Origin of the sequence: Paenibacillus sp. MMS20-IR301 (assembly GCF_032302195.1) — a bacterium.
In the GTDB taxonomy this organism is placed as follows: Bacteria; Bacillota; Bacilli; order Paenibacillales; family Paenibacillaceae; genus Paenibacillus_AQ.
The window spans coordinates 2,984,209-2,996,416 of sequence record NZ_CP135275.1 but is presented as its reverse complement, the minus strand read 5'-3'; the positions used below and the strand labels follow the sequence as shown (position 1 = coordinate 2,996,416).

The 12,208-nt window shown below is 56.4% G+C and carries 8 protein-coding genes; all 8 read left to right on the top strand.

All coding sequences use genetic code 11. From position 1 onward, the window contains the following. The first annotated feature begins 158 nt into the window (after window positions 1–158). The 8 genes from LOS79_RS13310 to LOS79_RS13275 all read left to right on the top strand — a co-directional run bounded on the left by LOS79_RS13310 (window position 159) and on the right by LOS79_RS13275 (window position 12,205). Complete coding sequence (locus LOS79_RS13310; protein ID WP_315420418.1) at window positions 159–1,367, top strand: M14 family zinc carboxypeptidase; 1,209 nt, start codon at window positions 159–161, stop codon at window positions 1,365–1,367. 1,282 nt (window positions 1,368–2,649) lie between these two features. Beyond that, window positions 2,650–4,074, top strand: coding sequence for an FAD-dependent oxidoreductase (locus tag LOS79_RS13305; RefSeq protein ID WP_315420415.1), 1,425 nt, complete (start codon window positions 2,650–2,652; stop codon window positions 4,072–4,074). After that, a complete protein-coding gene (locus LOS79_RS13300; protein ID WP_315420413.1) occupies window positions 4,067–5,008 on the top strand; it encodes a carbohydrate ABC transporter permease in 942 nt (313 codons plus the stop codon). The genes LOS79_RS13305 and LOS79_RS13300 overlap by 8 nt, the downstream gene beginning before the upstream one ends. A 24-nt stretch (window positions 5,009–5,032) precedes the next feature. Then, window positions 5,033–5,869, top strand: coding sequence for a carbohydrate ABC transporter permease (locus LOS79_RS13295; protein ID WP_315420411.1), 837 nt, complete (start codon window positions 5,033–5,035; stop codon window positions 5,867–5,869). Between the two features lie 121 nt (window positions 5,870–5,990). After that, window positions 5,991–7,358, top strand: a complete 1,368-nt coding sequence (locus LOS79_RS13290; protein WP_315420408.1) for an ABC transporter substrate-binding protein — start codon at window positions 5,991–5,993, stop codon at window positions 7,356–7,358. An 80-nt stretch (window positions 7,359–7,438) separates the two neighbouring features. Then, window positions 7,439–9,187 (top strand): sensor histidine kinase, encoded by a 1,749-nt coding sequence (locus tag LOS79_RS13285; protein ID WP_315420406.1) that lies wholly within the window; start codon window positions 7,439–7,441, stop codon window positions 9,185–9,187. After that, on the top strand, window positions 9,165–10,781 hold the full coding sequence (locus LOS79_RS13280) for a response regulator transcription factor (protein WP_315420404.1): 1,617 nt from the start codon (window positions 9,165–9,167) through the stop codon (window positions 10,779–10,781). Before LOS79_RS13285 ends, LOS79_RS13280 begins: the two co-directional genes overlap by 23 nt. Window positions 10,782–10,852: 71 nt before the next feature. Further along, window positions 10,853–12,205 carry an FAD-dependent oxidoreductase gene (locus LOS79_RS13275; protein WP_315420402.1) on the top strand — a complete coding sequence of 451 codons (1,353 nt, stop codon included), beginning with the start codon at window positions 10,853–10,855 and terminating at the stop codon, window positions 12,203–12,205. Window positions 12,206–12,208: the final 3 nt, after the last annotated feature.

Here is a 12,208-nt window from a genome sequence, read left to right as displayed (position 1 = left end):
ATTCCTGGCGTGCCGGGTTCCGGCTGCCGGCTCAAATCTTTCATGTCACGCAGCGGCTGCTCATATACTAGGCAGGAGAGCTGTGTCCCGCCTGGATTACAGGCAGCCGTGCTGAAGACTGCGGGATTAGGCTCAAGAGGGCCGGGAGGATGATGGATATGCAGCAATATATTGCCCGCAGGGGAGACACGGTAAGCCGTATAGCCGCTAGACACGGATTGACACCGGAGCATGTCATACAAGGAAATCCATGGGCTGGGAGCCAGCCTTATCTATATCCGGGACAGCTGCTGTTTCTGCCGTCTGCCCCGCGCAAGCGCTACGCGGTGCAGGATGGGGATGACGCAGACAGTATTGCGGCGATGTTCGGTGTCGGGACGGATGAGCTGGAGCGGCTGAATCCGGGTGTAAGCCCGGGGCGCAGCTGCATCCCGGGCAAGGTGCTGGTCATTCCGGCTCCCTCCCGGCGGGAGGAGATTTGCCTGCGCGGAGAATACGGGCCGGCTGATATTGAGGCAGATACCGCCAGGCTGACGGCCAAATACCCGTTTCTCAGCGCTGAAACGATTGGCGAGAGCGTTCTCGGCAAGCCGCTCACGCTGCTGAAGCTTGGCAGCGGTCCCCGCATCCTGCATGTGAATGCTGCGCTGCATGCCAATGAGTGGCTGACCGCACCGGCACTGATGCGGTTCATCGGGGAATATGCGTCAGCCTTCGCCGCAGGCCGGGAGTGGCACGGCCACCGGGCGGCGGACTGGCACCGTGACTGGACGCTGCTCGCGGTGCCGATGGCGAATCCCGACGGCGTGGAGCTGGTGCAGGAGGGCGTGCTGCCGGACCACCCTTATTATGACAAGCTGATGCAGTGGAACTGCGGCAGGCACAGCTTCCGCCACTGGAAGGCGAATATCCGCGGTGTCGATCTCGGCGATCAGTTCCCCGCCCACTGGGAGGAGGAGCGCGACCGGCGCCAGGTGCAAGGCCCGGCGCCGCGCGACTATGGCGGCAGTGCGCCGCTCTGTGAGCCGGAAGCGGCGGCGCTGGCTTCGCTGGCAGAGCGGCTGCCGGGCGACGCTGCCGTATCCCTGCACAGCCAGGGGGCAGAGATTTACTGGAACTACCGGGGCTATGAGCCGCCGGAGAGCAAGCGCTGGGCCGCCGGGCTCGCCGCGGCGAGCGGCTACAAGGCAGTTGAGCTGACCGGCAGCGACGCCGGCTACAAGGACTGGTTCATCCAGCGGTTCCGCAAGCCGGGCTTCACGGTGGAGCTGGGAACCGGCAAGAATCCGCTGCCTGCAGCGGATTTCGAGGATATGGCGCTGGAGACCGGACTGATTCTCGGAGCGATCCTCTCGAACTTGAGCTGAGTATGAGCCGAGGGAAGATGTAACCGGACCGGGCAGTGCTGGGAACCAAGACCCGAACCTTGCAGTGCTGCGAACTGAACCAGGCAGGTAAGTATGCAGAACAGATTGATATTAGTCATACTATACATTTACTTATAAACCGCTCATATAGGGCAGGCAGGGTCACCCTTCCAGCCGAGTATGAGCGGTTTCTTGTGCTGTTTATAGTGGCTGAAGGAGGGGAGGCGAGGGTGGAATCATGCTAAGTTCGCGGTCGAATAGAGTGAAAAGTCCCTTTAAATGGGCTGAAGTTGGGGTAGCAGGTGGCAAATAGAGTGAAAAAACCCTTTATATTGGCTGAAGAGGGGGTAGCAGGTGTCGAATAGAGTGAAAAGTCCCTTTAAATGGGCTGAAGAGGGGGTAGCAGGTGGAAAATAGAGTGAAAAGTCCCTTTAAATGGGCTGAAAAGGGGGTAGCAGGTGGCAAATAGAGTGAAAAGTCCCTTTAAATGGGCTGGAGTTGGGGTAGCAGGTGGCAAATAGAGTGAAAAGTCCCTTTAAATGGGCTGAAGAGGGGGGAGCAGGTGGAAAATAGAGTGAAGAGTCCCTTTATATTGGCTGAAGTAGGGGTAGCAGGTGGCAAATAGAGTGAAAATTCCCTTTAAATGGGCTGAAGTAGGGGGGGGGGTACCGAATAAAAGTCTCACTGCCTGCCTATACGGACACAGCGGACGTTATTTAGCGAAAAAAACGGATTTTCTGCCTCTTGCGGACCCAGAGGGCGTTATTTGGCCGATTTGAGCCTGAAATGAAGTGAAACGGGTTGCTTAACGGCATCTGAGTCCGCATAGCCCCCGAAACGATGTGTTCTGCCCCAATAAGGGATCTCCTGTCCGCAAGAAGGCTGGAAGGTGGCATAAACGATGCCGGTTACTTAAATAATCAAAGCCTGTCTGTTCCTGATCCGGAGCATTGTCTGGCATGATGTTTTCCGCCAACGCATCTGTCATCGGCTAGAGCATGTTCGGTATGAGCAGTAGGGATTGAGTAGTATCATAAGCGGCTCATCCGAGCAACTGAAGAACAATACTGCCCGGATATCGTTTCAGGTACGCAGGGGTTAAATAACAAATGGCTAAAGTAGTACAATGTGCAACTGAAGGAGCAATCACCCCTGAATCCGCACCTGCCTGCCAGCCAAGCGGCAGGTCAAAATAATACACATAAACGCGTATGAAAGCTATACCGTACTCGCGGACGCCGCTTGCTAAAATTGCAGTATAGAAGAGCGGCGGACGGCTTCATTGAACACATATAAAGCTGTCCGCCGGGAAAGTGAGGCTTACATGGAGAGCATGAAATATACGCTGGCAAGTAAAGAAGTACCCTTGAATACCTCCTATGACGTCATTGTAGTCGGAGGCGGGCCGGCGGGGTGTACTGCCGCGGCTTCTGCGGCAAGAGAAGGGGCGCGGACACTGCTGGTTGAGGCAACAGGCTGTCTGGGCGGAATGGGAACCTCCGGCCTGGTGCCGGCCTGGTGCCCGTTCTCGGATAAAGAGAAGATGGTCTACCAGGGACTGGCGGCCAAGGTGTTCAATACCCTGAAAGCGCAGATGCCGCATGTGCAGGAGGATGCGCTGGACTGGGTGCCGATTGATCCCGAGAAGCTGAAACGGGTCTACGATGACCTGGTCACCGGAGCGGGTGCCGATATTCTGTTCCTGACCGCGCTTGCGGATGTGGAGAGAGACGAAGCCGGCAACATTACAACGCTACTTCTGCTGAACAAGGGCGGCTTGCAAGCCTACCGGGCGGCCGTTTATGTGGACTGCACCGGCGATGGCGATGTCGCCGCTGGTGCGGGGGCTGAATATCAGAAGGGCGACGAAATCACCGGCGAGCTTCAGCCGGCCACCCATTGCTTCATTCTGGGCAACGTGGATGATTACGCCTACCAGTACGGGCCGAAGCTGCATGCGGAGAACCCGCACAGCCCGATTCATGAAGTGGTCCGCTCAGGGAATTACCCGGACATTCCCGACACCCATCTGTGCAACAACCTGGTAGCTCCGCGTACGGTTGGTTTTAACGCCGGGCATCTTTGGGGAGTGGACAACACGGATTCCGCTTCGGTGTCTGCGGCACTAATCGAGGGCCGCAGGATGGCTGCCGCCTACCGCGATATGCTCGCCGCTGTTCACCCTGCGGCCTTCGGTAATGCAGCCGTCATGAGCACAGGCACGCTGATCGGAACGCGGGAGTCCCGGCGGATCACCGGTGATTACATCCTGACAGCGGAAGACTACATCGCCCGCCGCAGCTTCGCGGATGAGATTTGCCGCAACAGCTACTTCATTGATGTGCACGGCACGGAGAAGGAGCAGCGCAGCGGGGATGGATCAAGCCAGTCCATCACGCTCTACGGGCCGGGTGAATCACACGGCATTCCATACCGCTGCCTGACCCCGCGCGGCCTCCGTAATGTGCTGGTCGCCGGACGTTCCATCTCCTGCGACCGCAGGGTGCTGGGCAGCGTCCGGGTGATGCCGGTCTGCCTGGCGATGGGGGAGGCCGCCGGCCTTGCCGCAGCACTCGCAGCTGCACAGACCGGCGGTGATGTCCACACGGTGGACATCACGCAGCTCCGTACACGGCTCCGCGAAGAAGGCGGCTATCTGCCGGACATAGAGGCTGACACAGCAGCAGGGGGAGAAGGCCATGAGTGAATCCGCCGTTACCCGGAAGGCTGCTGCGGGGACAGCACCGCGAACCTACTGGACACGTAAGCGAAGGGAGCAGCTGGCGGGCTGGCTGTTCATCGCTCCTGAAGTAATCGGGATGCTGGTAATTGCCGTGTTCCCGCTCCTGTTCAGCCTTGTCTTAAGCCTCACCGAGTGGAATCTGGTCGGAGGCCTGTCTGCGATCCACTTTGTCGGCCTCGATAACTTCATCGAGCTGTTCAAGGATAACCGCTTCCTGCTGGCCTTGAAGAATAACGTGCTGTTTACGATCGGCACGGTGCCGGTCACGATGGTGCTGGGCGTTGTGCTCTCCGCACTTATTCATAAGAAGCTGTATGCCAAAACCTTTTTCAAAGTCGCGTTCTTTGTCCCTTATATTTGCTCAACGGTAGCCATTGCCGCCGTCTGGCAGGCGCTGTATCATCCGTCCAAAGGCCCGGTGAACCAGATTCTGATGCAGCTCGGATTATCCGATCCGCCGCGCTGGCTGGTGGACACCAGCTTCTCGCTGATTGCGATTATGATTATTTATGTGTGGCAGCTGCTTGGCTATCAGATTATTATTTTCCTGGCCGGAATGACGAATATTCCGGAAGAGCTGTATGAGGCCGCCACGATTGACGGGGCAAGCGGGATCGGGCAGTTCCGGCGGATTACGCTGCCGCTGCTGGGACCGACCACCTTTTTCCTGGCGATTACGAGCACGATCTCATCCTTCAAAATCTTCGATATGATCAAGTTCCTGACGAACGGCGGTCCGAACTATTCCAGCACGGTCATTGTGTACCAGATTTATGAGGAAGGGTTCGAGCGCTTCAAAATGGGCTATGCCTCGGCGATGTCCTGGGTGCTGTTCCTGATCATCCTGCTGGTCACCTCCATTACCTGGATTACGCAGAACCGCAAAGTCCACTATTAGTCTACGGTGAAAGGAACTTATGCAATGACAATGAGAAAATTTAAACCCGGCAATCTGCTCTTTACGATTCTGTTCGCGCTCGTCTCTGTCTTCTTCCTGATGCCGCTTGTCTGGATGCTGTCGGCAGCCTCCAAGACGGAGAAGGAGGTCTGGACCTTCCCGATCCAGTGGATTCCGAACGACTGGAATATCATCGCCAACTTCAAAGCGGTATGGATGGGCGATGTGGCCTTTGGCTTATTTTATATGAATTCGCTGAAAATCGCCCTGATCTCAACGGTAGCTACCATCGTTATTTCCGCTATGGCCGGCTATGCACTCGGAAAGCTTGATTTCAAAGGACGCACGCTGATCTTCACCCTGATGCTTGCCTTCATGATGATCCCGGAGCAGGCGACGCTCGTTCCGCGCTATATTATGATTAAAGAGCTGGGACTCTACGATTCCCATGCTGCGCTGATTCTGATGGGGATGTTCTCCAGTTACTTTACCTTCCTGCTGCGCCAGTTCATGGTCGGCATCCACAATGATATGCTGGAAGCGGCCGAGCTGGACGGCGCCGGGTTCTTCCGGATTTTCTGGAGCGTAGTGCTGCCGTTAAGCCGGCCGATTCTGGCTACCGTCGGAATTATCAAATTCATCTGGACCTGGAATGATTACCAGGGGCCGCTGATTATGCTGAATTCGACCAGGCTGTATACCATTCCGCTCGGCATGCAGTTCTTCAAGGAGGAGTTCGGTACACAGATATCCGTCATGATGATGGCTTCGGTGGCCGCAATTCTGCCGCTCCTGGTCCTGTTTCTGCTGCTGCAAAAGCAGGTCATTGACGGGATTGCCATCGGCGGGGTGAAAGGGTAGACGTTAGCGCTCACAGGTAAGGTCAAAAAAGTGTACGCATACACCGCAAAGCTGTACACGGTGTATGCCGTGCTTAGATTGTATAATGAGCCTGCAGCATATAAATCAAGGGGGAATTGCTTTGAAAAAACTATCCTTAATGTTAGCAAGTATGATTCTGATGCTCTCCGTTACCGCATGCGGAAGCAATGGCGGCAATAATGCAGCGCAGACTAACGCGCCGGCTTCGGCTGAACCGTCAGCTGCCGGAAGCGGAGATACTGACCAGCCGGCAGGCAAAACGAAGATCAAGTTCTACACCTTCAAGGTGGATAAGCCGGATGAGCCAGTGTATCAGGCAGTACAGGCGTATAATGAATCGCAGGATAAAGTGGAGGTAGAGTATAAATCACTGGTGCAGAACAGCGACAGCACCGACTTCATGAAGAAGCTGGACATTCTGGTGGCCGGCGGGGAAGTGGTCGATGTGTTCATGACCGGGAATGAGGATGAGCTGCTGGAGCGGGCTTCGCGCGGAGTTGTGGAACCGCTTAATCCGTATTTTGAGCAGGAGGGCGTTAAGCCGGAGGATGAATATTCCAAGGTGCTGAAGCTGGAGGACAAAGTATACGGCATCATGCCCGGCACCACACAGTGGATGACGATCTTTAACAAGGATCACCTTGAAGCAGCAGGCCTGTCCCTGCCTGAGATGGGCTGGACCTGGGATGATTTCCGCGAATATGCGAAGAAGCTGACAACAGCTGAGCATTACGGTACCTACTTCCATACCTGGGGTGAATATCCGAACATCATTGCATACACAGAGAAGGCGCATCCGCAGCTGAGTGCCGAGCTGAAGCCGATTTTTGATGATCCGTCCTTCGAGTACTTCTTCAATCTCCGCCGGGCGATGGAGCAGGAGGATAAGAGTGTGGAGCCGTATGCTGATGTGCTCGCGTCGAACTATCATGTGCTGCAGCAGTTTTTTGCCGGGAATGCCAGTATGCTTGCCGTACCGAGCTATGCTGTCCGGGCCGCGCTGAACCTGGAGAAATTCCCGCATGAATTCCAGACCATGTACGCTCCGCTGCCGCGTTCTGTGGATGCTGAAGAGATGGGAATGACGAACATTTCCGGCGGCGGGCTGGCGATGGGCGCGAAGTCGGAGAACAAGGAAGCCTCGTATGACTTCATCCGCTGGATGTCGAAGGAAGCCTATAATTATACGAAGGAAATTCCGGCCTTCAAGGGTGTAGACGGGGCTGAGCTCATTAACGGCTTCTTCGGTGAAAATACAGATCTGATCGATACCGCATCCTTGTCCAAAACATTGTTCGACCCGCGCATTCAAATGCCGGATACATTCAGTGTGCCTTACGGCAGTGAGCTGAAAGCGATTGTGGAGAACGGCTTTGCCAGCTATATTCTCGATAACCGCAGCTTCGAAGAGGTCAAGAATGAAATGACAGCGGAAGTGGAGAAGGTAGTTCAGGCCAATCAGCAGTAAGCAATTTATCTAAAGGCGGCACCGGTTATGGATTATAATAGAGACGTTGAACCGACATTACAGTACAAGGTGGATACATTATGAAATGGTTAAGCCGTTTTTCCTTCCATCGCCGGCTGCAATTCACGTTTCTGATCCTGATCCTGCTGCCTTTTATTGTCGTTACCTTCTGGTCCTACACCTCTGTAAGAGAGAATGTCAGTGATAAGATCACCCGTGCCAGCGAGGAGACACTTAAGGTTATCGGGAGTCAGATTGAGAAAACGGTGGACAGCATCTCCTTTGTCTCGGTCTATTTCTCAGAGGCTTATGATCCGGCGGTGCTGGAAAGTCTGCGTTATTTGAAGGATGCCGGGAATTTCGGGAACTATGGCGTGTATACGCATTACAATAAGCTGAAGACTACGGCCAATATATTGTCCGTTCAATCGCTGGACGCCGACCTGCAGATTATGCTGGTTAACCGCGGGAACAGAATTCTGATCGGCAATCAGAATATTCCGGTATTCTCAAGCCTTCCGGAGCCGCTGCTGCAGGAAAGCGCCAAGCTCAATGAACGTGAGAAAATCTCGCTGCAATGGTTCCCCTACGGCGGGGATCAGCCGGCACCGGATTATTATTATGCGGTACGCTTCATTACCGATCCGCTTAATCAGGAGAAGCTGGCGACGCTGTATGTGGGTATTCCGAGCCATTATTTTCAGGATCTGCTGGATACGGGCAATAAAGATAATACGCTTTCGCTCGTTGACGGGCTGGGACGGCAGATTGCCCTTACAGGCGGAGACGGTGTGCCGCAAGCAGGGGAGAGGCTGGTCAGCAGGACGGTGATTCCCAAGGTTGGCTGGCTGCTCACCAGCACCACACCGCGTAATTCGATTGACAGCCACATCAACCGCGAATTTCTGGTTTCGATTTCGATAGTGGGGCTGTTCTTCCTGGCGTTTCTGATTCTGTCCATGCTGTGGGCCGGGTATATGAATAAGCCGATCAGCCTGCTGCGCGCAAGCGTGAAGCAGTACGTAGGCGGCAACCGTGCGGTGCGGATCCCCGTTAAGGGCAAGGATGAGGTGGCGGTGCTGTCCGCTGCCTTCAATCAGATGCTGGATGATATGAATCAGCTGCTGCACCAGGTGGAGAGTGAGCAGGAGGAGAAAAGGCTGCTGGAGCTGCAGGCGCTGGCGGCGCAGATCCGGCCGCATTTTCTGCTGAATACTCTGAATTCGATCAAGGTGGATCTGCTGCTCAGCGGGGACCAGGCCCACGGCTCGATGATCGATGCGCTGATGAAGCTGCTGCGGGTATATGTTCACGCTGACAAGCCGCTGGAGCTGGCTGAAGAGTGCAGGGTGCTCGGCAGTTATGTGCAGGTGATGCAGATCCGCAACCGGCTCGACATTGCCTTCGACTGTGTTCTTGAAGGGGAGACGGGAGCGGTCATGCTGCCCAGACTGCTGCTGCAGCCGATTGTGGAGAACGCCATAAGCCATGGCTTCTCCGCTCGCCCCGCGAATCCGGCGATCCGGCTGGTAGCCGGATTGGAACAGGATTTGCTGAAGATCACTATCAGCGACAACGGCCGGGGGATGCCGGAGGAGAAGCTCCAGCGGCTGAACCGCCGCCTGCAAGGGATCGAGGAGGAGACCCCAGGGCCGGAAAAAGGTGTCGGACTGGTCAATACGGCACGGAGGCTGCAGGTGCTGTACGGATACCGGGCGCGGCTGGCGGCTAAGGCAAGAGAGGATGGAGCAGGGATGAGCTTCACCCTGTATATCCCGGTAACTAACGAGAAGGAGGCGGCAGCGCATGATGTCCCTGATGCTGATTGATGATGATGTCCCGATGCTGGAATATGTAGAATACTTGCTGGGATCACTTGGACTTGAGCTTACGCTCGTGGCCTCGGCCTCGGGCAGTGAGGATGCGCTGCAGCAGTTCCATGCCCTGCTGCCTGATATCGTCATTATTGATATCGGCCTGCCCGGGATGGACGGACTGGAGCTGGCGGATGCCTTCCGCATAATGAAGCCGGAGGTGCGGCTGATCTTCCTGACCTGCTATGAGGATTTCCATTATTCCAAGCGGGCGATTCAGCTGGAGGCGGATGATTATCTGATTAAGGATGAACTATCCCCAGAGCAGCTAAAGGGCAGCCTGAACAAGGCCATCAGCCGCCTCCGCAGCCGGGAGGAGCTTCTCGAGCGGTATTCCTTCCGCCAGGCTATTGAGCGCAATAAGGAAGTGCTGAAGCTGAGCTTCCTGAAGCAGCTGCTGTCCGGCGCAGCCGAGCAGGAGAGCACACTGGAATTCGGACAGCGGCTGGGGATTTCGCTGCGCCTCCCCTATCTCCGCCAGGGCATGCTGCATATGGATGCGGCTTCGCTTGCCGAGCGTTACGGGTACCGGGATATTCCGCTAATCCATTTTGCCGTGAGCAATATAGCTCTGGAGCTGTCCGCCGGGCAAGCTGAGATTACACCGTTCATGACCGGTGATGCCGGCATTTATGTGATCTGGAATGTAGCTGACCCGTCTCAGCCGCAGGATGTGCTGATTAAATGGATGCGGGCTGTGCAGAGCAAGGTTGAGCAGTATCTGAAGATTACGCTGTACGGGTTCTATTCGGAAGCTGCTGCAACGCTCCGGCAGTTTGGTACGCTGCATAAGACTTTTGCCGAAGCGCGCGATGTTAACTTCTACAAGCCGCCTGCAGCAGTCGCAGTTATAGATGAGCCTGCAGAGTTTGCGGCAGGCGGTGAGTGGCGCGGAGATAAGGAACGCGGGATGCTGTCGCTGGCACTGGAGGACGGCAATGCCGCCTGGATTGATCTGGCGGTCGGCCAGTGGGTGCAGCAGGTGTCGCAGGAGCGGCTGCAGCCCCGGCTGGCCAAGGAGATCTGCGGCAATTTTGTCCGCCAGCTGGCCTTCGAGGCTGGCGGTCTGGCCGAAGAGGCATTCTTCACCCGGCTGGAGCAGTGTGTTCATGTGGATGAGGCGGCCCGCCTGACCAAACGGGAGCTGCGCAATTTGTGGCGGCAGCACACGTTTGCTCCGGCCGGAGCAGCGGAGAAGGATGTCCGGCTGCAGGCGGTTGACCGCTTCCTGGAGGAGAACGCCGGCCAGATGGTTACATCAAATGATATGGCTGAGTATCTGCATCTTAACGCCAGCTACTTCTCCCGTTATTTCAAGAAGCTGTCCGGCAGCAATTTCACCGACTATGTTAATCAGTACAAAATGAATCTGGCAATCTCGATGCTGGCCCGCCCGCATGAAACGGTGGAGAATGTAGCGTATACGCTGGGCTTCTCCGACCGGGCTTATTTCTCCAAAGTCTTCAAGAAATACAGCGGCAAAAATCCGAGTGAATTCAAAGCGCAGCCGGGTGATGAGGGATTAGCCGGTGTGCAGGAAGAACTGTGAAGCTGAAATATCCAGAGTGCTGATGAGTAGTGCAGAACAACCCGAATGTATTTTAAGGAGGAGGAAGACTAATGAGCAAACTTACGTTTTTGCTGCCTGCCGAGGAAGTGCCTGTATCGCATGATGTGGATGTTCTGGTCGCCGGAGGCGGGCCTGCGGGCGTGGCAGCGGCAATCTCGGCAGCTAGAAGCGGGGCGCGGACACTGCTGATTGAGCAGCGCGGCTTCCTTGGCGGCATGGGCACTGTTGCCCTCGTGCCTGCGTTCTGTCCGTACAGCGACGGGGAAAAGGCTGTCGTGCGCGGCATCGGACTGGAGCTGCTGGAGCGGATGAAGGCCGGCTGCGAGCCGGAATTCCGCGAGCGCTTCGGGGCTGAGCTGGACTGGGTGCCGATTGACCCCGAGGTACTGAAGCGGGTATATGATGAGGCTGTCCTGGAGAGCGGGGCAGAGGTGCTGCTGCACACGGTGGCCAGCCAGACGGTGCTCGGTGAAGGCGGGCGCCAGGTTCAGGGCGTAGTCATCGTTAATAAATCGGGCCGGAGCCTGATTAAGGCGAAGACGGTGATTGATACGACCGGCGATGCCGATCTGGCAGCGCTGGCAGGCGCACCGTTCCATAAGGGCGGGGAAGCAGGCGAGCTTCAGGCGGCAACGATGTGTTACCTGCTGGCTAATGTGGACCGAAAGCAGTTCTTGCAATATTTGCATGAAAGCGGTGACACCGAGCAGATCCACAGGGCGGTCCAGCAGGCACAAGCGGATGGCCAGCTGCCGCCGGGACGGGATTCGGTATCCGGCCTGTCCTGGGTTGCCGACTACCTCGTCGGTGTGAACTTCGGGCATGTATTCGGCATTGACGGCTCTAAAGCCGAGGATCTGACGCTCGGGGCAATTGAAGGGCGTAAGCTGGTCCGCCGGCAGCTGGAATTCTTCCGGGCCTATGTTCCGGGCTTCGGGCAGGCCCATCTGGTCTCCACCGGTGAGCAGATCGGCATCCGCGAGACGCGGCGGATTACCGGCGACTATGTGCTGACTCAGGAGGATTTCATGAATATGAGCTCCTTCCCGGATGATATCGCCCGCAACAGCTACTTCATCGACATTCACATGGCGCGCAGCAGCGGGGCCATGCATATTCACCACCTTCCGCCCGGAAAGTCCCACGGTGTACCTTACCGCTGCATGCTGCCGCTGGGCCTTGATAATCTGTGGGTCGCAGGCCGCGCAGCTTCATCTGACCGGGTTGTCCAAGGCTCGCTGCGGGTGATGCCCAACTGCTTCGCCATGGGGCAGGCTGCAGGACTGGCGGCAGCAATGGCTGCCGGAGGTGACAGCCGGAGCCGGAACGTGGATGTTACGGAGCTTCAGCGCAAGCTGGTCCGGCAGGGAGCCTGGCTCGGCGAAGGATTGGCCGTACTCTGACTA

What these genes read in the sequence shown, in the direction of transcription:
- LOS79_RS13285 (WP_315420406.1), top strand. Translation starts at nt 7,439, where the DNA reads ATGAAATGGTTAAGCCGTTTTTCCTTCCATCGCCGGCTGCAATTCACG.
- LOS79_RS13280 (WP_315420404.1), top strand. Translation starts at nt 9,165, where the DNA reads ATGATGTCCCTGATGCTGATTGATGATGATGTCCCGATGCTGGAATAT.
- LOS79_RS13310 (WP_315420418.1), top strand. Translation starts at nt 159, where the DNA reads ATGCAGCAATATATTGCCCGCAGGGGAGACACGGTAAGCCGTATAGCC.
- LOS79_RS13300 (WP_315420413.1), top strand. Translation starts at nt 4,067, where the DNA reads ATGAGTGAATCCGCCGTTACCCGGAAGGCTGCTGCGGGGACAGCACCG.
- LOS79_RS13295 (WP_315420411.1), top strand. Translation starts at nt 5,033, where the DNA reads ATGACAATGAGAAAATTTAAACCCGGCAATCTGCTCTTTACGATTCTG.
- LOS79_RS13275 (WP_315420402.1), top strand. Translation starts at nt 10,853, where the DNA reads ATGAGCAAACTTACGTTTTTGCTGCCTGCCGAGGAAGTGCCTGTATCG.